Genomic DNA, 23,763 nt, shown 5'->3' with positions numbered 1-23,763 from the left:
TTTATGAAACAATTATATGGTGTAATCGGAAATCCAATTGGACATTCATTATCACCCGTTATGCATAACGATGCATTTGAACACTTGAATATGGATGCCCATTATCATGCATTCCTTGTTGAAGAGGAAGCGCTAGGGGAAGCAGTAAGAGGTTTAAAAGCATTAGGTATTTCAGGATTTAATGTAACAACTCCGCACAAGGTTGCTATCATGGAGTATTTGGATGAGATTGATCCATTGGCAAGGAAAATCGGTGCAGTAAATACAGTGGTTCATAAGAATGGAAGGTTAATTGGCTACAACACAGATGGAATTGGTTTTGTTCGAGCGCTGCAGTCAATTAGTAATGAACCACTTCAAGGGAAACGTATTTTGTTACTTGGTGCAGGTGGTGCTAGCCGAGCTATTTATTTTTCTCTTGCTGATGTAGGTGTAAAAGAGATTGATGTAGCCAATCGTACAGTAGATAAGGCGAAAGAACTTATTGCTGCACGTACGGCCGATGTTAATTCTGTTGCTTTGTCGTTAGAAAAAGCGACAGAAGAACAAGGAAATTATGATATTATCATTCAGACGACAACGATAGGTATGCATCCACACGTCGAACATACGCCATTACAAATGTGTTCGTTAAAAAAAGGAACGATTGTATCAGATATAATTTATAATCCATTTGAAACGAAAATTTTATGTGAGGCAAAAGAGCAGGGTGCAATCATTCAAAATGGTATTGATATGTTTGTTTATCAAGGAGCACTTGCATTTGAAATGTGGACAGGACGTGTACCAAATATTGATCGAATGAAACAATTAGTTATAGAAAAGCTTGGAGGCTAACATATATGTTAACAGGAAAACAAAAAAGATTTTTACGTGCACAAGCACATCATTTAACACCAATTTTTCAAGTAGGAAAAGGCGGAGTAAATGAAAATATGGTAAAACAAATTGGAGAAGCGTTAGAAGTTCGTGAGCTATTTAAAGTGAGTGTATTACAAAACTGTGAATTTGATCGCCGTGAGGTTGCGGAAGAACTTGCAAAAGGTGCACGTGCTGAAATCGTTCAAGTAATTGGAAGTACAATCGTTTTATACAAAGAATCAAGAGAAAATAAACAAATTAAGCTTCCTCGATAAAAAGATTAGCATGCGCTATTTTTTATCGCTGATGCGTAATGATGTAGAGAGCGAAACCAATTGAACTTTTATTAATAGCAACTCTCTTCGTTCCTAACCAAGGAGAGTTGCTGTATGTAAAAGGAAGGGGCGTTTCTTTTGAGGAAAATTGGCATCATTGGCGGTACATTTGATCCGCCTCACTATGGACATTTGCTAATTGCAAATGAAGTATATCACGCTTTGGAATTGGAAGAAGTATGGTTCTTGCCAAACCAGATTCCGCCACATAAACAAGGACGTAATATTACAAGTATAGAAAGTCGTTTACATATGTTAGAGCTTGCGACTGAGGCAGAAGAACACTTTTCTATTTGTTTAGAAGAGCTAAGCAGGAAGGGCCCATCTTATACGTATGACACTATGTTACAATTGACGAAGAAGTATCCGGATGTGCAGTTTCACTTTATTATCGGTGGGGATATGGTTGAGTATTTACCGAAGTGGTATAACATTGAAGCTTTACTTAATCTTGTAACATTTGTTGGAGTTGCAAGACCTGGGTATACATTGCATACACCATATAAGATTACTACAGTGGAAATTCCGGAATTTGCAGTTTCTTCATCCTTATTACGTGAGAGATATAAGGAGAAGAAAACGTGTAAATATTTACTTCCTGAAAAAGTACAGGTATATATCGAGAGGAATGGGTTGTATGAATCGTGAGAATGCACTTCATATTGTCAAACAACAAATGCATGAAAAACGTTATATACACACAATTGGTGTAATGGAGACAGCGATTGAGCTTGCTAAGTTATACGGTGTGGACGAGAAAAAAGCAGAGATGGCAGCTATATTCCATGATTATGCGAAATGTAGAGCAATTTCAGAGATGGAAGAGATTATTAAACGTGAAGATTTGCCGAAAGATTTACTTTGCTATAATAAAGAGTTGTGGCATGCGCCTGTTGGGGCATACTTAGTAGAAAAAGAGGTAGGCATTACGGATTCTGAAATATTGCAAGCTATTACATATCATACAAGTGGTCATGAGAACATGACGATGTTAGATAAAGTGATTTATGTAGCTGATTACATTGAGCCAGGGCGAAAGTTTCCAGGTGTGGAAGAGGCTCGTAAACTCGCATATACGGATATAAATCAAGCTTTATTATTTGCCTTAAAGAGAACAATTCAATTTTTAATGGAAAAAAATCAGACGATTTATCCATTAACATTCCAAACATACAATGCAGTTATCAAGGAGGAAATGAGTAAATGAACGATAAAGATTTATTAGTGTTAGCGGCAAAAGCAGCTGATGATAAAAGAGCAGAAGATATGGTTGTCCTAAATATGCAAGGTATTTCACCAATTGCAGATTATTTCATTATTTGTCACGGTAATTCAGATAAACAAGTGCAAGCAATTGCACGTGAAATTAAATCAAAAGCACATGAGTTCCAAATCGACGTACAACGTATGGAAGGTTTTGACGAAGCACGTTGGGTATTAGTTGATCTTGGAGATGTAGTTGCCCATGTATTCCATAAAGATGAGCGTAATCACTATAATTTAGAGCGTCTATGGGGCGATGTGCCACGTGAAGATATAACAGAAGAGCTAGGCCAATGAAATACGAACAATTTGCATTGTTGTACGACGAACTGATGAATGATGTCCCTTATGATAAATGGGTAGAATTCACAGAGGAAAGCCTGCAGCAGGCAGATATGAAAGAGGCAAAAATTCTTGATGTAGCATGCGGTACGGGTAATGTAACCCTTCCGCTTGTGCAAAAGGGTTACGATTTAATAGGTGTCGATCTTTCAGAAGAAATGTTAACAGTCGCTCAGCAAAAACTAGGAGGAGAGGGATACTTTATTCCTTTTTACCAACAAGACATGCGAGAGCTTGATGTTCCAGGTGAGTTTGACTGTGTCACTATCTTTTGTGATTCATTAAATTATGTATTGCAAGAAGATGGAGTACAAGAAACATTTAGAAGAGTGTTTCACCATTTGCGTCAAGATGGTTTGTTTTTATTTGATGTACATTCTTTATATAAAATACATCATGTATTTCAAAATGAAACGTATACAGTGAATGGAGAAGAAATATCTCTTATTTGGAATTGCTTCCCTGGTGAAGAATCAAATAGTGTAGAGCATGATTTGACATTCTTTGTTCAAGATCCGGAAGAAGATGTGTACCATCGGTTTGACGAATGTCACGTGCAACGTGCATATCAAGTGGAAGAGTTAACGAAATGGCTTGAAGAAGCAGGTTTTACAGTTCTTCGTGTAACAGGTGATTTTGAGCGACTTGAAGTTACAGAACAAACAGAGCGTATTTTCTTCATGGCGAAGAAAAACGGATAAAACAAATAAAACAAATAAAACAAAAGCAACCGAGAAGGTTGCTTTTGTTTTATAAAGAAGATGTATTTTTAGTTCTAGCATAATCTGAAGATCGTATGCGTAAAGTGTGGGAATAGTAGTTGAAGTGAAAATGTATTGTAAAAAAGTAAGTATTTATAAAAAGGATTTGGAATGAAAATGACGTATTTATTATGTGTGTTTATTGAATTGCTGATCAACGCATTCTAAATCTTCATCAAATTTTTCATGTGTTCGCTCGATTAACTTATGGAACATATCTCCAACGTGTTCTTCTAAAACCCGAATGCCTTCCCCGGTAACGCCGCCTTTCACGCAAACCTTTTCTTGTAAGGTAGGTAATGTGAAGATTTCTTTTTCAAGTAATTTCCCCATCCCCACGACCATTTCACTTACTAAAGTAGTAGCCTCTTCGTGTGTAATATTTGTTTTATCTACAGCAGCGTTAATGAAGCATTGTAGTAAATAACTAAAGAAAGCAGGACCGCAACTTGCTATATCAGATGAAACACGTGTTATATCTTCTTCTATTACAAGAGGTGTAGAAATATTTTTGAATAGACGAAGTAGTTTTTGTTGCCATTCTTCAGAGCAATTATTTCCAAATGTAAATAGTGAGGCGCCAGAGAGGGCGCGATTTGTGATACTTGGAATGATACGTGCGACGTGGCACGGTACGAGAGTCTCTAATTGTGATGGAGATATTGGACTTGTAATAGAAACTAAGCACGTTTCATCAGAAAAATGTTCAGCGTATTTTTTTAGGATAGGGTATATATCTATCGGCTTAACGCAAATAAAAATAAGTTGTGATTGTTCGATTACTTCCGGGATTGTTTTTGCTATATGAACAGAAGGGTATTTTTCTTTTATATGATATGCTTTGGCAGGCGTCCGATTAATGATTGTAAGGCACGAAGGTTTGACAGCACGGGTTTCTAAAAATGCATCGATTAGTATATTCCCCATGTTTCCTGTCCCTATAATTCCTATGTTCAAAGTTTCATCCCTCCTTCGTAACAGCTTTCTCCTAAACAATATGAATGATGTTATAAATTTATGATTAGAGGTGTAAAATGATGTGGGATTTTCCGAAAAAGTGGTTAGGTTTAGTAGCTATTATTGGAACTTTACTTTTTCTTGTTTTTTGGAAAACGAATCAGAGTGTAGAACGAACGCCTATTACAATGAATGTGCAAGAGAAGGAGATAGAAAAAAAGGGTAAACCGAAAATATCGGATACAAAGGAACAGAAAAGAACAATTATAATTGATGTGAAAGGAGCGGTTAATAAAGAAGGGGTATATGAAATGAAGGAAGGAGATCGCGTAAAGGATGCGGTTCAAAAGGCTGGTGGTTTTTTATCAGAAGTAGATATGAAAAAAGTGAATTTAGCACAAATTGTACAAGATCAAATGCTTCTTTATATACCGAGTAAAAATGAGCCAGAACAAGGGATGTTTACTTCTTCTAAGGAAGATGGCAAGATTCGAATAAATACAGCAGCGAAAGAGCAATTGGAAAAAATTACAGGGATTGGCTCTCGAAAGGCAGAAAGTATTTTGAAATATCGAGAAGAGCATGGTCCGTTTCAGAAAATAGAAGATTTATTAGAGATTGATGGGATTGGTGCGAAGTCTCTTGAAAAGATAAAAGATCAAATTATTATTCCGTAAAAGATTGACGAAGTTTTTCTTCTTTCGCTACACTACAAGTAGACAAAAAAGTAGGTGAAAAATATGGAACGAATTTCATGGGATCAATATTTTATGACGCAAAGCCATCTACTATCGTTACGTAGTACATGTACAAGGCTTGCGGTAGGAGCGACAATCGTTCGCGATAAACGAATTATTGCTGGTGGATATAATGGTTCGATTAAAGGTGGCGTACATTGTATAGATGATGGTTGTTACGTAATCGATAATCATTGTGTTCGGACAATTCATGCCGAAATGAATGCTTTATTACAATGTGCCAAGTTTGGTGCGAAAACAGAGGAAGCAGAAATTTACGTTACGCATTTCCCTTGTTTACAATGTTGTAAGGCAATTATTCAAAGTGGTATTACAGCGGTTTATTATGCGCAGGATTATAAAAATCATCCATACGCCATAGAGTTATTTGAACAAGCGAATGTAACAGTGAAGCACGTTCCGCTAGAATATGATATCGCTGCATTAGAGGAGCAAAAACGTTATACGGAGTTAAAAGAATTATTTGCGTCTTTAGAAAAAGATAATTTATCAATGGAAGAATTACAGCATGTATTCACGAAAGCAAAAATGATGCTATAAGGAGTGAGTATAAGTTGCAGGAACAATGGGGGTATGTTGCAATCTCGTTTATAATAGGGATTGCAATTGCCTTTTCCTCGTCACTTTTATTGATAGTTTTTTGCCTCTTTTTAAATGTTTTCTTCTGTTTATATCGCACTTCGCGTAAAACCTTCTTTTTTTGCATTGTAGCGTGCTTTAGTGGCGCTATATACACTTCCTATGTTCAAGGGTGGAATAAGTCTCTAGGAGAGTCCTATGGAGTTACAAGAGGGGTTATACAAAATACACCGCTTGTTAATGGAGATCGCCTATCTTTTCAGTTTGAAGATCACAATAAAAATATAGTGCAGTTAAGTTATAGAATAAAATCAGCCTTGGAAAAGGAAAAAATGCAACAATTATACGCAGGGATATCATGTGTATTCGAGGGTGAGAGGAAAGAACCGCAAACAGCTCGGAATTTTCATGGTTTTAATTACCGTGATTATTTATACAAGCAACATATTCATTTCACATTTGAGGCTACATATATTTCTGAATGCTATAAAACATCACTGTCGCTCATGCAACGGATTCTCCTTTTGAGGCAACAAGTAATCTCGAAAGTTACAGAGATGTTTCCAGAGCAATCAGGTGCTTTTATGAATGCGTTACTATTTGGTGATAGACAACAAATGACGTTTGAAGTGGAAGAGCAATATCAACAGTTTGGTCTTGTACATTTGTTAGCAATTTCAGGTTCGCACATTGTATTGTTAATGGTGATAGTATATTTTATTTTGCTAAGAAGTGGTGCGACGAGGGAGGTAGCAACAATTTGCCTTATCATTTGCATTCCTTTGTATATGGTTTTAGCAGGGGCGTCACCCTCTGTTGTAAGGGCTTCTATAGCAGGAGTTTTGACGTTGATTGCTTTTATGTGCTCGATTCGTTTATCTAGTTTAGATGCTTTAAGTGTAACAGCTATATGTATGCTTATATATGACCCTTATCTTGTTTTTAATATTGGATTTCAGTTTTCTTTTGTAGGTAGCTTCGCTTTACTTTTGTCTGCTCCGTTATTGTTAGTGAGTAGCAACGGAGTAATCCGAAATTCTATTTATATTTCTATCATTTCACAGCTCGTTAGTACTCCGATTTTGTTATATCACTTTGGTTATTTTTCTCCATATAGCATTTTCCTCAATCTTTTATACGTTCCGTTTTTATCTATCATTGTATTACCATGTAGCATTATTATTTTACTGTGTATGCCAATTGTCCCGTTTCTCGCAAAAGGATTTGCGGATGTGTTATCAATAGGCTTGAGTATGTCTAATGTTTTTCTAAGTTATTGTGAAAGTTTACCATTTAACCAGCTTATTTTCGGGAAAACGTCCTTCAATCTTGTAGCTGTATATTGCGCGAGTATTGTCAGTATATTGATGGTTTGGGAAAGGAGAGCGCCGAAAAAAATGGTTTGTATAGTTGTGAGTATATTTCTTTTTATTAGCACGTGTCATTATGTATATCCATATTTTAGAGGAAGTGGAAGTGTAACATTTATTGATGTTGGACAAGGTGATGCAATATTAATTCGCCTTCCGTATGATAAAGGGGTTTATCTTATTGATACAGGTGGAACGCTTCGTGTCAATAAGGAAGAGTGGCAACAAAAAAAGCATGAATTTTCTGTTGGAAATGATGTTTTAATACCCTATTTACAAAAAGAAGGTATTAAAACAATTGATAAATTAATCGTAACGCATGGAGATGCAGATCATATAGGTGCTGCGCAAGAATTATTATCATATATACCTGTAAAAGAAGTTGTGTTTGGCCGGAAGGGAAAAGATGCAGTATTAGAAAAAGTAGTAAAGAAACAGGCATTAGAAAAGGAAATAAAAATAACTGAAGTGGGGGAAGGGGAAAGTTGGAGTGTAAATGAAGCTGAATTTTTCGTTTTAGCTCCAAAAGGAAAGGAAAAAAGTGAAAATAATGCTTCAATTGTAATATGGGCAAAATTTGGAGGATTGACGTGGCTATTTACAGGCGATTTAGAAGAAGAAGGAGAGCAGTTTTTAGTATCTGCGTATCCAGATTTGCGAGTAGATGTTTTAAAAGTTGCTCATCATGGAAGTAACACGTCATCTATAGAGTCTTTTTTGAACGTTATACAGCCCCGTGTAGCGATTATATCTGTTGGTAAGCAGAATAGATATGGACACCCGCATAAAGAAGTGATAGAGCGTTTGGAGAAGATGGGGAGTGCGATATGGCGCACGGACAAGCAAGGTGCTATTTCCTATGTTTTTAAAGGGGAAAATGGAACCTTTCAAAGTAAAATCACATACGATAAGACATATGATAGGTGAAAAAGAGAAGACTGCCATGAAGTGGCAGCCTTTAAGAACCGATAAATTTAATAACAGTTGCAATGATGAAAAGTGTTGCGAAAAAACCAAATGAGACGATAAATCCTACCCCTGAATCAATAGCGTCATTGCGTTTACTTTGAACGTTTTGTTCAAAATCATTCATTTAGAATCCCTCCCCAACATTCCACTTTAGTATAAAATATTGTCAGAAAAAAATCTACAATTTCCATATGAAGAGAAAATGAGCTTTTTTGCTACTTTTAGATCATGAAGTAACGTGGGTTTTTTGTTTCCAAGCATGTTAACAGTTGGCACTTATACTCGAATTTTTATTGTGAATAATAAAGGGAAGGTGATTACCGCACACCAATAAGAAACCCGGGGCTTATTGCGTGGCGTTTAATATAAATAAAGGGACGGGTTATAAAGCCTGTTCCTTTGTACTTGTAAAACAAAAGCTAGGGCATTAGTATAAATATATATTGCCAAGTTAGGGAGTAGGAAAAAGTATGAGTGATATACATAAAAAAATTAAAAAGAAACAGTTTGCTTCGTTATATTTACTATATGGAACGGAAGCTTTTTTTATAAATGAAACGATAAAGCTTATTACGACAGAAGCACTTGAAGAAGAAGATCGAGAGTTTAATGTTGTGACATACGATTTGGAAGAAGCATATTTAGAAGATGTGGTTGAGGATGCGCGTACGCTTCCTTTCTTTGGAGAACGGAAAGTACTGTTAATAAAATCACCGCTATTTCTGACTTCGCAAAAAGAAAAGTTAGAGCAAAATATAAAAATTTTAGAAGAATACATTGGTGAACCTTCTCCATTTTCTATTCTTGTTTTTGTTGCGCCTTACGAAAAACTTGATGAGCGAAAAAAAATTACAAAACTATTAAAGAAAACAGCAGATGTAGTAGAAGCGAATGCGATGCAAGTGCAGGATGTTCAGAAGTGGATTATTGCTCGTGCAGATGAAGTGCATGTGCACATTGATAACGCGGCTGTTAGTTTGTTGCTAGAGCTTGTGGGAAGTAATGTAACGATGTTGGCGAAGGAAATGGACAAGTTAACGTTATACGTTGGTATGGGCGGAGAGATTACGACGAAACTTGTTGCAGAGCTTGTGCCAAAATCAGTTGAGCAAAATGTATTTGCTTTGACAGAAAAAGTGGTGAAAAAAGATATTGCAGGTGCAATGCAAATTTTGGATGGATTATTTACGCAGCAGGAAGAACCGATTAAATTGCTTGCGTTATTAGTGAGTCAATTCCGTTTGTTGTATCAAGTGAAAGAGTTACAGCAACGTGGTTATGGGCAAAATCAAATTGCATCTCATATTGGTGTACATCCGTATCGTGTAAAATTGGCGATGAATCAAACGAAATTTTTCTCTTTTGAAGAATTAAAAAAAGTGATTATAGAATTAGCGGAAGCTGATTATAGTATGAAGACGGGAAAGATGGATAAGAAACTTGTGCTCGAGTTTTTCTTAATGCGATTAAATCATATGTGATGACACAAAAAAGTTCATGTACCTAGTGCATGAACTTTTTTTGTATATAAAAAAACGATCCAAATGGATCGTTTTTTAAACGCCTTACGCGTTTACTTGTTTCGCTAAGCGAGATTTTTGACGAGATGCAGCGTTTTGGTGGATAAGACCTTTACGTGCTGCTTTGTCAAGTTTTTTAGAAGCAGTTTTGAAAGCTTCTTTAGCATTTTCAAGATCGTTATTAGTAACTAAAGCTTCTACAGTTTTAACAGCAGAACGCATGTCAGACTTGATAGAAGCGTTATGTGCACGACGCTCTTCGCTAAGTTTAGCGCGTTTGATAGCAGATTTGATGTTTGCCATACTTTTCACCTCCCTGGTGCAATCGAATGACTCGATTCTTACATAGAACAAGTGATATTCTATCAAACGGTGAAGAGAATTGCAATAGTATATCCATGAAATTTCACGTAAAGGAAAGAATGACCTTATATAACTTTGGGAAATCTAACGATATTTACTATGAATTACGGAGGAGATACGATGAAAGAACCATTGGATTTAAGTAAATATAGCGTTAGAACTGACCTTGCTGTAGAAGCTCATCAAATGTTGCAAGAAAGCCAAGAAGAACAAAAAGGGGTACAGGGGGTAATTGTAAAAGAGAGGGAAGAAGAAGGTACTATAATTACAAAAGTAACAATTGATGAAGCTGCCTCTGAAGCGATGGGTAAAAAACCTGGAAATTATTTAACGCTTGAAGTACAAGGTATACGTCAGCAAGATACAGAACTTCAACAAAAAGTGGAGCGTATTTTTGCAAAAGAATTTTCTTATTTCTTAGAAGAGGTTGGTGTTACAAAAGAAGCGAGCTGTTTAATTGTAGGCCTTGGGAATTGGAATGTAACACCGGATGCTCTTGGGCCAATAGTTGTAGAAAATGTATTAGTAACGAGACATTTGTTTCAATTGCAGCCTGAAAGTGTAGAAGAAGGATTCAGGCCTGTTAGTGCAATTCGGCCGGGGGTAATGGGGATTACAGGCATCGAAACGAGCGATGTTATTTATGGGATTATTGAGAAGACAAATCCAGACTTTGTAATTGCGGTTGACGCATTAGCTGCCCGTTCTATTGAACGAGTAAATAGCACGATACAAATTTCTGATACTGGAATCCATCCTGGATCAGGGGTTGGGAATAAACGTAAGGAACTAAGTAAAGAGACATTAGGTATCCCTGTTATCGCAATTGGTGTTCCGACTGTGGTCGATGCCGTTTCGATTACAAGTGATACAATTGATTTTATTTTGAAACATTTTGGTCGAGAGATGAAAGAAGGAAACAAACCTTCAAGATCTTTGTTACCAGCGGGATTTTCATTTGGAGAAAAGAAAAAATTAACAGAAGAAGATATGCCAGATGAAAAGAGCCGAAATATGTTTTTAGGTGCTGTTGGTACGTTAGAAGAAGAAGAAAAAAGAAGGTTGATTTATGAAGTGCTATCGCCTCTTGGTCATAACTTAATGGTGACCCCAAAAGAAGTAGATACTTTTATTGAGGATATGGCGAATGTAATAGCGAGTGGTTTAAATGCAGCGCTGCATCATCAAATTGATCAAGATAATACGGGAGCGTATACACATTGAGGGAGAAAGATGATAATAGTTTGAGTCGTTTTGCGCTTTTGTGTATATGTAGTGTAGCTTTATGTTTACTTATGATGATAGCAGGAGTGTCACTTGCTAATCATGGTTTGAAAAGTATGAAAGGTTATCGGCAATTGTCGTATGAACAAATAGCTCATATGACAGGGACAGAGAGTACAGGTGCTGAATCAGAAATTTTGGGTAGTTCGTTTTCAGCTTCAGAAAAACAACAACAATTAGAACGTTTAAGAAGTTTTAATGTTGTAGAAGGAATTGGGATGGCGGTAGCAAGTGTAGCTTATGAAATGACGAAGTTCGGAACGGATATAGTTGTTGGGAAAATAAAGGGGATTTTTAGCTAAGAGTAGCATGGGAGATGGTTGTTTTACTGATTTGTAAGACAACCGTTTTAAAATTTGAAAAGGGTTTGTCTCTTATGGTTTATTCGCATAAGATATAGATAGAATGATTTGTATCGTAAGCAGCACGAGTTTTCATTGAATCTTTGTTGCTCTATTGATATAATCAGTGCTAGTGTATATTGGCGAGACTATTAGGAGTTGAGAACATAGATGAACAAAGAAGAAAGAGCAAAAAGACAGTCCAAAATTCGTAATTTCTCTATTATTGCTCATATTGACCACGGAAAATCAACGTTAGCAGACCGTATTTTAGAGAAAACAAATGCGTTAACACAACGCGAAATGAAAGCTCAGTTGCTTGACTCTATGGATTTAGAGCGTGAGCGTGGTATTACAATCAAATTAAACGCAGTTCAATTAAACTATAAAGCAAAAGATGGTGAAGAGTATATTCTTCATTTAATTGATACACCAGGACACGTCGACTTTACGTACGAAGTATCTCGTAGTTTAGCGGCTTGTGAAGGCGCGATTCTTGTAGTAGATGCAGCGCAAGGTATTGAAGCTCAAACGTTAGCGAACGTATACTTAGCGCTCGATAACAACTTAGAAATTTTACCAGTTATCAATAAAATCGACTTACCAAGTGCGGATCCAGAACGTGTACGTCAAGAGGTAGAAGATGTAATTGGTTTAGATGCATCAGAAGCGGTACTTGCTTCTGCGAAAGCTGGAATTGGTATTGAAGAAATTTTAGAACAAATTGTTGAAAAAGTACCAGCTCCGGCAGGTGATTCAGAAGAGCCGTTACAATGTATGATTTTCGACTCTTTATATGATCCGTACCGTGGTGTAATTGCTTATATCCGTGTTGTAAATGGAACGGTAAAAGTTGGCGATAAAGTACGTATGATGGCAACGGGTAAAGAATTTGAAGTAACAGAAGTAGGTGTATTTACACCGAAAACTACGCAACGTGACGAGTTAACAGTAGGTGATGTAGGTTTCTTAGCAGCATCTATTAAAAACGTAGGTGATACACGTGTTGGTGATACGATTACACATGCGAAACGTCCAGCTGCAGAGGCGTTACCAGGTTACCGTAAATTAAACCCGATGGTATTCTGTGGGCTGTATCCAATTGATTCTGCTCGTTATAACGATTTACGTGATGCGTTGGAAAAATTAGAGTTAAACGATTCTGCTCTTGAGTTTGAACCAGAAACATCTCAAGCGTTAGGATTTGGTTTCCGTTGTGGATTCTTAGGACTTCTTCACATGGAAATCATTCAAGAACGTATTGAACGTGAATTTAAGATTGACTTAATTACAACAGCGCCAAGCGTTATTTATAAAGTTTATTTAACAAACGGTGAAGATGTTATTGTTGATAATCCATCTAATATGCCAGATCCACAGTCTATCGATCGTGTAGAAGAGCCGTTTGTGAAGGCTTCAATTATGGTTCCGAATGACTATGTTGGAGCTGTAATGGAAATTTGCCAAGGTAAACGTGGAACGTTTATTGATATGCAATATTTAGATGAAACGCGTGTTACATTAACATATGAAATCCCGTTATCAGAAATCGTATATGACTTCTTCGATCAATTGAAATCAAATACGAAAGGGTATGCATCATTTGACTACGAGTTAATTGGTTATAAACCATCTAAACTTGTGAAAATGGATATTCTTTTAAATAATGAACAAGTGGATGCTTTATCATTTATCGTACACCGTGATTCAGCGTATGACCGTGGTAAAGTAATTGTAGAGAAATTAAAAGAATTAATTCCGAGACAACAGTTCGAAGTACCAATTCAGGCGACTATCGGAAATAAAGTTGTAGCACGTTCTACAATTAAGGCGATGCGTAAAAACGTACTTGCAAAATGTTACGGCGGTGACATTTCTCGTAAGCGTAAACTTCTTGATAAGCAAAAAGAAGGTAAAAAACGTATGAAGTCTGTTGGTTCTGTAGAAGTGCCACAAGAGGCATTCATGGCTGTACTGAAAATGGATGACAACTAATATTTGAAATAAAAAAGAAGTCGTTTGTGCGGCTTCTTTTTTCTGTATAATTACTTTTTAGACATCTGAGCAGCTCTCATTTACAATAATGAGAGAGCTTTTTAGTTCATATAGAGTTAGGAGATTGTTAATGTCCGAAAATATTCGAAAAGATATTCAAGATAAAATACAAAATGGCAATTTTAATTGTGAAAAGGAATTGACGCTTTCTATTATTAGTGGAAAGTGGAAAGTTGTGATACTGTGGCATCTTGGTGTGGAAGGGCCTCATCGTTTTAGTGAATTACAACGGTTATTCCCAAGCATTTCTCATAAAGTTTTGTCGAACCAATTAAAAGAGTTAATGGAAGATGGGATTGTTGATCGAACAGTATATCCCGAAATTCCTCCTCGTGTTGAGTATTATATGACGGAACTAGGCATGTCACTTTTACCGATCGTTGAAATGATGTATGATTGGGGAAAAATGCGAATGGAACAAATTCGTAATACGTTAGAGAAGTAGAGAATCCTCCGGAGTGCGGAGGTTTTCTTTTTAGAAAGGTAGGAGTTATATTTGGTACAAGCTGCATATATTCATATTCCGTTTTGTCAGCACATTTGTCACTATTGTGATTTTAATAAAGTGTTTATTGAACGCCAACCGGTTGATCAATATTTAGATTATTTAGAGAAGGAAATAATAAATACGGTTCAAAAAGTTCCGTTTAATAGTATGAAAACGATTTTTGTGGGCGGTGGAACTCCGACAGCGTTAAATATGGAACAGACAAAAAAATTACTCGAGATTATTAATCGTCATTTGCGTCCGTTTGCTCCGAATTGTGAATTGACATTTGAAGCGAATCCAGGAGATCTACCGAAAGAGAAGTTGAATGTACTACTAGAAGGTGGAGTGAATCGAATTAGTTTTGGTGTGCAAACGTTCCGTGATGAACTGCTTGAGAAAATCGGGCGCAAGCATACGAGGGAAGATGCATTCCTAGCAATTCGAGAAGCTCAGGAAGTAGGCTTTAAAAATATTAATGTAGATATTATTTATGCTTTGCCAGGACAAACGATAGAAGATGTGAAGGAAACATTAGACATTGCTTTTACGCTTGGTGTACAACATTTCTCGGCATATTCATTAATTGTGGAACCTAAAACAGTGTTTTATAACTTAATGAATAAAGGGAAATTGCGTCTTCCGGGTGAAGACCATGAAGCTAAAATGTATGAAATGGTAATGGATGAAATGGAGAAACACGGTTATAACCAGTATGAAATTAGTAATTTCTCAAAAGGTGACAATAAAAGTAGACATAATCTCACATACTGGAATAATGAAGAGTATTATGGCTTTGGAGCTGGAGCTCATAGTTATGTGAATGGGGAACGTATTCAAAATGTAGGTCCGCTGAAGCAATATTTTAATAAAATTGATGAAACAGGATTTCCGTATTTAGATGTTCATAAGGTGACGGAGAAAGAAAGAATGGAAGAAGAACTGTTCTTAGGACTTCGAAAAACAAAAGGTGTTTCTAAAACGGCATTCCGCAATAAATTTAATGTGGAGATGGATCAAGTTTTCGAAAAGCAGTTACAAAGCAATCAAGAACAAGGATTACTTGAAGAGGAAAATGGACATGTGCGTTTAACGCGAAAAGGAAAATTATTAGGGAATGAAGTATTCCAATCATTTTTGATTGACTAATTAAATGTTCCATAGGCGTGAAAAAGTTTCATTATTTCGTGACGTTTCCGTTGACAATTGAATGTCAATTTTGGTAAGTTATTAATAGATTTAGCACTCAAAGACAAAGAGTGCTAACAGAGGTGATGATGAGATGCTTACGGAACGTCAGCTCTTAATTTTACAAACAATTATTGATGACTTTATTGGATCAGCGCAGCCTGTTGGGTCTAGAACGTTGGCTAAAAAAGATGAAATTACATTTAGTTCAGCTACTATTCGAAATGAAATGGCGGACTTAGAAGAATTAGGTTTTATTGAAAAAACGCACAGTTCTTCTGGACGTGTTCCTTCTGAGAAAGGTTACCGATTTTATGTAGACCATCTTTTAGCGCCGCAAAACTTACCGAACGCTGAAATTGTACAAATTAAAGATTTATTTGCTGAAAGAATTTTTGAAGCGGAAAAAATTGCACAGCAATCTGCTCAAATTTTATCAGAACTTACGAATTATACGGCCATTGTTCTTGGACCGAAGTTAAGTACAAATAAACTTAAAAATGTACAAATTGTGCCGCTTGATCGTCAAACTGCAGTCGCTATTATTGTAACTGATACAGGGCATGTACAAAGTAAAACGATTACCGTTCCGGAATCTGTTGATTTATCAGATTTAGAAAAAATGGTTAATGTTTTAAATGAAAAGCTATCTGGCGTACCGATGGAAGAACTTCATAATAAAATCTTTAAGGAGATTGTTACAGTTTTACGTGGGTATGTTCATAATTACGATAGTGCAATAAAAATGTTAGATGGTACATTTCAAGTTCCGTTATCGGAAAAGATATACTTTGGAGGAAAAGCAAATATGCTTTCGCAGCCAGAGTTCCATGACATTCAAAAGGTTAGATCTTTGCTTACCATGATTGATAATGAAGCCGAATTTTATGACATTTTGCGTCATAAACAAGTCGGGATTCAAGTGAAAATTGGTAGGGAAAACACTTCGACGGCTATGGAGGATTGCAGTTTAATTTCTGCAACATATTCGATCGGCGAAGAGCAACTTGGAACAATTGCTATTTTAGGTCCTACGAGAATGCAATATTCTCGTGTAATTAGTTTGTTACAGTTATTTACGAGACAATTTACTGATGGACTTAAAAAGTAAATGAGAGTAATACATTCGCTCAAGTGATGAAATTTTCATTGCTGTGTGTAATATATAATGCTTAGGTAATCATGCTATGCATGATACCTAATACCTTTTAAGGAGGTGAATATTGTGGAAGAGCGTAACGAACAAGTGGTAGAAGAAGTAAAAGAAGCGCAAGTTGAAGAAGCTGTCACGCCAGAAAACAGTGAAGAAACTGTAGAAGAAAAAAGTGAGGCTGCTCTTTTACAAGAAAAAGTAGATGAGTTACAAGCGAAACTAACGGAAACGGAAGGTCGCACATTACGTCTACAAGCTGATTTTGAAAATTATAAGCGCCGTGTCCAAATGGATAAACAGGCTGCTGAAAAATATAGAGCACAAAGTCTAGTTTCAGACATCTTGCCAGCTCTTGATAATTTTGAAAGAGCAATGCAAGTGGAAGCGACTGATGAGCAAACGAAATCCTTGTTACAAGGCATGGAAATGGTGCATCGTCAATTGTTAGAAGCGCTGACTAAAGAAGGTGTGGAAGTGATTGAAGCTGTTGGTAAACAGTTTGATCCTAATGAACACCAAGCTATTATGCAAGTGGAAGATAGTGAATTTGAATCAAACGCGGTTGTGGAAGAATTCCAAAAAGGTTATAAATTAAAAGACCGTGTGATTCGCCCATCAATGGTAAAAGTAAATCAATAATTTACATAAAACTAGGAGGATTCGCCATGAGTAAAATTATCGGTATTGACTTAGGTACAACAAACTCTTGTGTAGCTGTTATGGAAGGTGGAGAACCAAAGGTTATCCCAAATCCAGAAGGAAACCGTACAACACCTTCTGTTGTAGCTTTCAAAAATGAAGAACGTCAAGTTGGGGAAGTTGCAAAGCGCCAAGCAATTACAAACCCAAATACAATCATGTCTGTTAAACGTCATATGGGTACAGACTACAAAGTAGAAGTTGAAGGTAAAGATTATACACCTCAAGAAATTTCTGCAATCATTTTACAAAACTTAAAAGCTTCTGCTGAAGCATACTTAGGTGAAACAGTAACGAAAGCTGTTATTACAGTACCTGCATACTTCAACGATGCAGAGCGTCAAGCAACGAAAGATGCTGGTCGTATCGCTGGTTTAGAAGTTGAGCGTATCATTAACGAGCCAACAGCAGCAGCACTTGCTTACGGTTTAGAAAAACAAGACGAAGAACAAAAAATCTTAGTATATGACTTAGGTGGCGGTACATTTGACGTATCTATCCTTGAGTTAGCAGACGGCACATTCGAAGTTATTTCAACTGCTGGTGACAACCGTCTTGGTGGCGATGACTTTGACCAAGTTATCATCGATCACTTAGTAGCTGAGTTCAAAAAAGAAAATAACATTGATTTAAGCCAAGATAAAATGGCGCTTCAACGCTTGAAAGATGCAGCTGAAAAAGCGAAAAAAGATCTTTCTGGTGTAACACAAACTCAAATTTCATTACCATTCATTAGTGCTGGAGCTGCTGGTCCATTACACTTAGAATTAACGTTAACAAGAGCGAAATTCGAAGAGCTTTCAGCAGGTCTTGTTGAAAGAACATTAGAGCCAACTCGTCGTGCATTAAAAGACGCTGGTTTTGCTCCAAGCGAATTAGATAAAGTTATTCTTGTTGGTGGATCTACTCGTATCCCAGCTGTACAAGAAGCTATTAAACGTGAAACTGGTAAAGAGCCATATAAAGGTGTAAACCCTGATGAAGTTGTAGCATTAGGTGCTGCAGTTCAAGGTGGCGTACTTACTGGTGATGTAGAAGGCGTTCTATTATTAGACGTAACTCCACTTTCTTTAGGTATTGAAACTATGGGTGGCGTGTTCACGAAATTAATCGAGCGTAACACTACAATTCCAACAAGTAAGTCACAAGTATTCTCGACAGCTGCTGATAATCAACCAGCAGTAGACATTCACGTATTACAAGGTGAGCGTCCAATGTCAGCTGACAACAAAACGTTAGGTCGTTTCCAATTAACTGACCTTCCACCAGCACCACGTGGTATTCCACAAATCGAAGTAACATTCGATATTGATGCGAACGGTATCGTTAACGTACGTGCGAAAGACTTAGGAACAAGCAAAGAGCAAGCTATTACAATCCAATCTTCTTCAGGTCTTTCTGATGAAGAAGTAGAACGTATGGTACAAGAAGCGGAAGCAAATGCTGACGCTGACCAAAAACGTAAGGAAGAAGTTGAACTTCGTAACGAAGCTGACCAACTTGTATTCCAAACAGACAAAGTTGTAAAAGATTTAGAAGGTAAAGTAGATGCAGCTGAAGTTGCAAAAGCAACAGAAGCGAAAGAAGCATTACAAGCTGCAATTGAGAAAAACGAGCTTGAAGAAATTCGTGCGAAAAAAGATGCTTTACAAGAAATCGTACAACAATTAACTGTTAAATTATACGAGCAAGCTCAAGCAGCTGCTGGTCAAGCAGAAGGTGCGCAAGACGCTGGCACGAAGAAAGACAATGTAGTTGACGCTGAGTTTGAAGAAGTAAAAGAAGACAAGTAATTCAACTGTAAACATAATAAGTAAGATGACAAAAAGTCAAAGTCAAGCGTGCCTTGACTTTGGCTTTTTTCACGAATGAGAAGCGATGTGTGAGGATCTTAAGTTTTTCGCTTTGCATACTGTAAGTGAGGAAACTTTGTTGCAAAGCACTTTCTTTCGGTGTTAAAATTACGTTTATGTGAAAGATTCGGGGGTTGTAAATTTATGAGTAAACGAGACTATTATGAGGTCCTTGGACTTAGCAAGGGCGCTTCAACAGATGAAATAAAAAAAGCGTATCGTCGTTTGGCTAAAAAATACCATCCAGACGTAAGCAAAGAAGAAAATGCAATTGAAAAGTTTAAAGAAGTACAAGAAGCATACGAAGTGTTAAGTGATGATCAAAAGCGTGCGCAGTACGATCAATTTGGTCATGCTGGTGCAAATCAAGGATTCGGTGGATTTGGCGGCGGAGGAGACTTCGGCGGTGGCTTCGGTTTTGAAGATATATTTAGTTCTTTCTTTGGCGGTGGCGGCGGCAGACGTCGTGATCCAAATGCTCCGCGCCAAGGTGCTGACTTACAATATCAAGTCACTTTAGATTTTGAAGAAGCTATTTTTGGTAAGGAATTAAATGTGGAAATTCCAGTAGAAGATCCATGTGATACTTGTAAAGGTAGTGGAGCAAAACCAGGAACTTCAAAAGAAACATGTAAACATTGTTCAGGCTCTGGTCAAGTGAGTGTAGAACAAAACACACCGTTTGGTCGTATCGTAAACCGTCAAGCTTGTGGTCATTGTTCAGGAACTGGACAAATTATTAAAGAAAAATGTACGACATGTCACGGTTCAGGTAAAGTTCGTAAGCGTAAAAAAATCAATGTTAAAATTCCAGCAGGTATCGATAATGGTCAACAAATTCGTGTGTCTGGAAAAGGTGAAGCCGGCGTAAATGGCGGACCAGCAGGAGACTTATATGTTGTCGTTCATGTAAGAAATCATGAATTCTTCGAGCGTGAAGGAGATCACATTATTTGCGAAATGCCATTAACATTTGCGCAAATGGCGCTTGGTGATGAAGTGGAAGTTCCTACTGTTCATGGTAAAGTGAAGCTGAAAATTCCAGCAGGAACACAAACTGGAACAGAATTCCGCTTAAAAGGAAAAGGTGCTCCGAACGTACGTGGATACGGCCAAGGAGATCAATATGTAGTCGTTCGTGTTGTTGTACCGACGAAATTGACTTCACAGCAAAAAGATTTATTACGTGAATTTGCAGGACAAGAAGAGCAGGATGATAGTTTATTCGGAAAGCTTAAACGTGCTTTCAAAGGGGAATAATGGAAATAAAAAATGGAGTTGGTAAATTGTGAAATGGTCAGAAATTAGTATTCATACAACAGAAGAAGCAGTAGAAGCTGTCTCTCATATTTTACATGAAGCTGGTGCTAGCGGAGTTGCGATTGAGGATCCAGCGGAGTTAACGAAAGAGCGCGAGCAACAATATGGTGAAATTTATGCATTGAATCCAGATGAATATCCGGCGGAAGGTGTATTAATAAAAGCATATTTCCCGCAAACGGATTCTTTACATGAAACGATTGCAGGTGTAAAATCATCTATTGATGTGCTTCCATCTTACGACATTGAAATTGGTACTGGAAATATTACCGTTAACGAAGTCAATGAAGAAGATTGGGCTACTGCTTGGAAAAAATATTACCATCCAGTACAAATTTCTGATACATTCACAATCGTACCGACGTGGGAAGAATATACACCATCTTCTCCTGATGAAAAAATCATTGAATTAGACCCAGGTATGGCGTTTGGTACAGGAACTCATCCAACAACAACGATGTGTATTCGTGCTTTAGAAAAAACAGTACAGCCAGGTGATGCTATCATTGATGTAGGAACAGGTTCTGGTGTGCTTAGTATTGCAGCGGCAAAATTAGGTGCGTCTTCTGTTCAAGCATATGATTTAGATCCGGTTGCAGTTGAAAGTGCAGAAATGAATGTGCGTTTAAATAAAACAGATGATATCGTGTCTGTTGGGCAAAATAGTCTTTTAGAAGGTATTGAAGGTCCTGTTGATTTAATCGTAGCTAACTTATTAGCAGAAATTATTCTTTTATTCCCTGAAGATGCAGCGAGAGTTGTGAAGTCAGGTGGATTATTTATTACATCGGGCATTATTGCTGCGAAGGAAAAAGTAATTTCTGAGGCGTTAGAACAAGCTGGATTTACAATTGAAGAAGTGTTACGAATGGAAGATTGGGTAGCAATTATTGCACGAAATGCGTAATATAGATTTTAGTCTATAATGAAAAGGGGAGTCTCTCACTATAAGGTGAGGGACTTGCCGTTTGTTATATGAAAAATGATAATGTTTCGTTCTTTTCGTAAGTGTTGACTTACGAAAGGAACGAAACTCTACTAAGGTGATTATATGCAACGTTATTTTGTAGAAGAAAAACATGTAAGTGAAGCAAAAATTCGCATTGTAGGTGATGATGTACATCACATTGCGAGAGTAATGCGTATGACAGCTGGCGATCAAATTTATTGCTGTGTAAACGGAAAAACAGCAGTATGTTCAATTGATGAAATTACCAGTGAATTTATTAATACGGCTATTGTAGAATGGGTAGAGGCGTCAAGTGAACTTCCTGTTTTCGTGACGATTGCAAGTGGACTGCCAAAAGGAGACAAGCTAGAGTTGATTTTTCAAAAAGGAACTGAGCTTGGGGCAGCTGCATTCTTACCATTTCAAGCATCTCGCTCTATCGTAAAATGGGATGCGAAAAAAGCTGATAAAAAAGTTGAGCGTTTAAGAAAAATTGTGAAAGAAGCTGCGGAACAATCACATAGAAGTGAAATTCCGGAAGTACATGCTCCGGCATCATTTAAGCAACTGCTTACGATGAGTGGTGAGTATGATGTTTGTCTTGTTGCTTACGAAGAGGAAGCGAAACAAGGCGAGAAATCTAATTTTGCGAAAGCTTTAACGACAATGAAACCAGGTCAAAAGCTATTGATTGTATTTGGCCCAGAAGGCGGTTTAGCTGAGGAAGAGATTACAGCGCTTCGTGAACATAAATTTGTACCATGTAGTTTAGGACCAAGAATTTTAAGAACAGAAACGGCGCCGTTATACGCGTTAAGTGCTGCTTCGTATCATTTTGAATTGATGGGGTGATGATCAATGTCAACTGTTGCGTTCCATACGTTAGGTTGTAAAGTAAACCACTATGAAACAGAAGCCATTTGGCAATTGTTTAAACAAGGTGGTTATGAAAGAACAGAATATGAAAAGAAAGCTGATGTATATGTTATTAACACATGTACAGTAACGAATACTGGGGACAAAAAAAGCCGTCAAGTAATCAGACGTGCTGTGCGTCAAAATCCAGATGCAGTTATTTGCGTAACGGGATGTTATGCACAAACATCTCCAGCTGAAATTATGGCGATTCCAGGTGTAGATATTGTAGTTGGTACACAGGATCGTGAAAAGATGTTAGGTTACATCGAAGAATTCCGTAAAGAGCGTCAACCGATTAATGCTGTCCGCAATATTATGAAAACACGTGTGTACGAAGAACTTGATGTACCTTATTTCACGGATCGTACACGTGCGTCTTTAAAAATACAAGAGGGTTGTAATAACTTCTGTACATTCTGTATCATTCCTTGGGCGCGTGGTTTAATGCGTTCTCGTGATGGAAAAGAGGTTATTAAACAAGCACAACAATTAGTGGATGCAGGCTATAAAGAAATCGTATTAACGGGTATTCATACAGGTGGATACGGCGAAGATATAAAAGATTATAACTTAGCTGGATTACTTCGTGATATGGAAGCGGAAGTAGGCGGATTAAAACGTCTTCGTATTTCTTCTATTGAAGCGAGTCAAATTTCAGATGAAGTAATTGAAGTGTTAGATAAATCTGAAGTAGTTGTACGTCACTTGCATATTCCGTTGCAATCTGGTTCTAATACTGTATTAAAACGTATGCGTCGTAAATATACGATGGAATTCTTCCAAGAGCGTTTAGATCGTTTGAAAGAAGCGTTACCAGGCCTTGCGATTACATCTGACGTAATCGTTGGTTTCCCAGGTGAAACAGAAGAAGAATTCATGGAAACATACAATTTCATTAAAGAGAACCGCTTCTCTGAGTTACACGTGTTCCCTTATTCAAAACGTACAGGAACACCTGCAGCACGCATGGAAGATCAAGTTCCTGAAGATGTGAAGAACGATCGTGTTCATCGTTTAATTGAGCTATCTAATCAATTAGCGAAAGAATATGCATCAGCGTTTGAAGGTGAAGTGCTTGAAATCATTCCAGAAGAGCAATTTAAAGACGGCGACCGTGAAGGGTTATATGTAGGGTATACAGATAACTACTTGAAAATTGTATTTGAAGGATCAGAAGAATTAATTGGTAAGCTAGTGAAAGTGAAAATTACGAAAGCTGGCTATCCATATAACGAAGCGCAATTTGTTCGTGTTCTTGAAGATGATGTGAAAAAAGAATCAGCAAGCGCATAAAAAAGAGCGTGCAACCGGAAACGGTTTGCATGCTTTCTTTATTTGAAGCGGTTAAGTACTAGAAGGTGGAGAGGCGTTTCGTGCATCCCTGTATGAAAAAAGTTGAAATGATAAAAATATAGTTGTCTTCATGAAAGAAGGATAC

General features: G+C 37.2%; 25 protein-coding genes. 22 read left to right on the top strand and 3 right to left on the bottom strand.

Going from position 1 to position 23,763, the window contains the following annotated elements:
• Positions 1-3: 3 nt before the first annotated feature.
• The 6 genes from aroE (at position 4) to AC3EMB_RS21245 (ending at position 3,502) form a co-directional block, all read left to right on the top strand.
• The gene (aroE, locus tag AC3EMB_RS21270) at positions 4-837 is read left to right on the top strand and encodes a shikimate dehydrogenase (protein ID WP_000812072.1); all 834 of its coding nucleotides are present in this window, start codon (positions 4-6) and stop codon (positions 835-837) included.
• Between the two features lie 5 nt (positions 838-842).
• On the top strand, positions 843-1,136 hold the full coding sequence (yhbY, locus tag AC3EMB_RS21265) for a ribosome assembly RNA-binding protein YhbY (protein WP_000955227.1): 294 nt from the start codon (positions 843-845) through the stop codon (positions 1,134-1,136).
• A 138-nt stretch (positions 1,137-1,274) separates the two neighbouring features.
• Entirely contained in the window at positions 1,275-1,844 is a 570-nt protein-coding gene (gene nadD, locus AC3EMB_RS21260) for a nicotinate-nucleotide adenylyltransferase (RefSeq protein ID WP_001226037.1), read from the top strand.
• Positions 1,834-2,403, top strand: a complete 570-nt coding sequence (gene yqeK, locus AC3EMB_RS21255; protein WP_001078478.1) for a bis(5'-nucleosyl)-tetraphosphatase (symmetrical) YqeK — start codon at positions 1,834-1,836, stop codon at positions 2,401-2,403. The genes nadD and yqeK overlap by 11 nt, the downstream gene beginning before the upstream one ends.
• Positions 2,400-2,756 (top strand): ribosome silencing factor, encoded by a 357-nt coding sequence (gene rsfS / locus AC3EMB_RS21250; RefSeq protein WP_000998173.1) that lies wholly within the window; start codon positions 2,400-2,402, stop codon positions 2,754-2,756. The genes yqeK and rsfS overlap by 4 nt, the downstream gene beginning before the upstream one ends.
• On the top strand, positions 2,753-3,502 hold the full coding sequence (locus AC3EMB_RS21245; RefSeq protein ID WP_000873069.1) for a class I SAM-dependent methyltransferase: 750 nt from the start codon (positions 2,753-2,755) through the stop codon (positions 3,500-3,502). The genes rsfS and AC3EMB_RS21245 overlap by 4 nt, the downstream gene beginning before the upstream one ends.
• Before the next feature lie 189 nt (positions 3,503-3,691).
• Here AC3EMB_RS21245 and comER read toward each other — a convergent pair whose 3' ends face one another.
• Positions 3,692-4,519 carry a late competence protein ComER gene (comER, locus tag AC3EMB_RS21240; protein WP_053563635.1) on the bottom strand — a complete coding sequence of 276 codons (828 nt, stop codon included), beginning with the start codon at positions 4,517-4,519 and terminating at the stop codon, positions 3,692-3,694.
• 77 nt (positions 4,520-4,596) lie between these two features.
• On the opposite strand from comER, the gene AC3EMB_RS21235 reads away from it, so the two are divergent.
• From AC3EMB_RS21235 to AC3EMB_RS21225, 3 genes are all read left to right on the top strand, one after another.
• Entirely contained in the window at positions 4,597-5,196 is a 600-nt protein-coding gene (locus AC3EMB_RS21235; protein WP_053563636.1) for a helix-hairpin-helix domain-containing protein, read from the top strand.
• Positions 5,197-5,259: 63 nt separating this feature from the next.
• Positions 5,260-5,817: a ComE operon protein 2 gene (locus AC3EMB_RS21230; protein ID WP_000439773.1), complete on the top strand. Its 558-nt coding sequence runs from the start codon at positions 5,260-5,262 to the stop codon at positions 5,815-5,817.
• A gap of 14 nt (positions 5,818-5,831) precedes the next feature.
• On the top strand, positions 5,832-8,153 hold the full coding sequence (locus AC3EMB_RS21225) for a DNA internalization-related competence protein ComEC/Rec2 (protein WP_488517261.1): 2,322 nt from the start codon (positions 5,832-5,834) through the stop codon (positions 8,151-8,153).
• 31 nt (positions 8,154-8,184) lie between these two features.
• On the opposite strand, the gene AC3EMB_RS21220 is transcribed toward AC3EMB_RS21225, so the two are convergent.
• Positions 8,185-8,319 (bottom strand): YqzM family protein, encoded by a 135-nt coding sequence (locus AC3EMB_RS21220; protein WP_000997609.1) that lies wholly within the window; start codon positions 8,317-8,319, stop codon positions 8,185-8,187.
• A 346-nt stretch (positions 8,320-8,665) separates the two neighbouring features.
• On the opposite strand from AC3EMB_RS21220, the gene holA reads away from it, so the two are divergent.
• Positions 8,666-9,676: a DNA polymerase III subunit delta gene (holA, locus tag AC3EMB_RS21215; RefSeq protein WP_001279933.1), complete on the top strand. Its 1,011-nt coding sequence runs from the start codon at positions 8,666-8,668 to the stop codon at positions 9,674-9,676.
• Positions 9,677-9,760: 84 nt separating this feature from the next.
• Here the strand turns inward: holA and rpsT are convergent, their stop codons facing one another.
• Entirely contained in the window at positions 9,761-10,018 is a 258-nt protein-coding gene (gene rpsT, locus AC3EMB_RS21210) for a 30S ribosomal protein S20 (RefSeq protein WP_001274012.1), read from the bottom strand.
• A 180-nt stretch (positions 10,019-10,198) separates the two neighbouring features.
• On the opposite strand from rpsT, the gene gpr reads away from it, so the two are divergent.
• From gpr to mtaB, 12 genes are all read left to right on the top strand, one after another.
• On the top strand, positions 10,199-11,302 hold the full coding sequence (gene gpr / locus AC3EMB_RS21205) for a GPR endopeptidase (RefSeq protein WP_488517260.1): 1,104 nt from the start codon (positions 10,199-10,201) through the stop codon (positions 11,300-11,302).
• On the top strand, positions 11,299-11,664 hold the full coding sequence (locus tag AC3EMB_RS21200; protein WP_001207094.1) for a YqxA family protein: 366 nt from the start codon (positions 11,299-11,301) through the stop codon (positions 11,662-11,664). Before gpr ends, AC3EMB_RS21200 begins: the two co-directional genes overlap by 4 nt.
• A gap of 210 nt (positions 11,665-11,874) precedes the next feature.
• On the top strand, positions 11,875-13,698 hold the full coding sequence (gene lepA / locus AC3EMB_RS21195; RefSeq protein WP_001030948.1) for an elongation factor 4: 1,824 nt from the start codon (positions 11,875-11,877) through the stop codon (positions 13,696-13,698).
• A gap of 130 nt (positions 13,699-13,828) precedes the next feature.
• Positions 13,829-14,203, top strand: coding sequence for a winged helix-turn-helix transcriptional regulator (locus AC3EMB_RS21190; protein ID WP_001293539.1), 375 nt, complete (start codon positions 13,829-13,831; stop codon positions 14,201-14,203).
• A 51-nt stretch (positions 14,204-14,254) separates the two neighbouring features.
• The gene (gene hemW / locus AC3EMB_RS21185; protein WP_095690201.1) at positions 14,255-15,394 is read left to right on the top strand and encodes a radical SAM family heme chaperone HemW; all 1,140 of its coding nucleotides are present in this window, start codon (positions 14,255-14,257) and stop codon (positions 15,392-15,394) included.
• 133 nt (positions 15,395-15,527) lie between these two features.
• Positions 15,528-16,544 (top strand): heat-inducible transcriptional repressor HrcA, encoded by a 1,017-nt coding sequence (gene hrcA / locus AC3EMB_RS21180; RefSeq protein WP_000954942.1) that lies wholly within the window; start codon positions 15,528-15,530, stop codon positions 16,542-16,544.
• A gap of 114 nt (positions 16,545-16,658) precedes the next feature.
• A complete protein-coding gene (gene grpE, locus AC3EMB_RS21175; RefSeq protein ID WP_000392711.1) occupies positions 16,659-17,225 on the top strand; it encodes a nucleotide exchange factor GrpE in 567 nt (188 codons plus the stop codon).
• A 26-nt stretch (positions 17,226-17,251) separates the two neighbouring features.
• Complete coding sequence (dnaK, locus tag AC3EMB_RS21170; protein WP_069356209.1) at positions 17,252-19,078, top strand: chaperone protein DnaK; 1,827 nt, start codon at positions 17,252-17,254, stop codon at positions 19,076-19,078.
• Between the two features lie 204 nt (positions 19,079-19,282).
• Positions 19,283-20,398 (top strand): molecular chaperone DnaJ, encoded by a 1,116-nt coding sequence (gene dnaJ / locus AC3EMB_RS21165; protein WP_000043947.1) that lies wholly within the window; start codon positions 19,283-19,285, stop codon positions 20,396-20,398.
• 28 nt (positions 20,399-20,426) lie between these two features.
• The gene (gene prmA, locus AC3EMB_RS21160; protein WP_000872098.1) at positions 20,427-21,365 is read left to right on the top strand and encodes a 50S ribosomal protein L11 methyltransferase; all 939 of its coding nucleotides are present in this window, start codon (positions 20,427-20,429) and stop codon (positions 21,363-21,365) included.
• Positions 21,366-21,509: 144 nt separating this feature from the next.
• On the top strand, positions 21,510-22,259 hold the full coding sequence (locus tag AC3EMB_RS21155) for a 16S rRNA (uracil(1498)-N(3))-methyltransferase (protein ID WP_001190142.1): 750 nt from the start codon (positions 21,510-21,512) through the stop codon (positions 22,257-22,259).
• 6 nt (positions 22,260-22,265) lie between these two features.
• Positions 22,266-23,618 carry a tRNA (N(6)-L-threonylcarbamoyladenosine(37)-C(2))-methylthiotransferase MtaB gene (gene mtaB / locus AC3EMB_RS21150; protein ID WP_000108679.1) on the top strand — a complete coding sequence of 451 codons (1,353 nt, stop codon included), beginning with the start codon at positions 22,266-22,268 and terminating at the stop codon, positions 23,616-23,618.
• Positions 23,619-23,763: the final 145 nt, after the last annotated feature.

This window comes from Bacillus sp. LQ16, assembly GCF_057784645.1.
The sequence above is the reverse complement of the archived record's forward strand: the minus strand, read 5'-3'. Positions and strand labels throughout refer to the sequence as shown.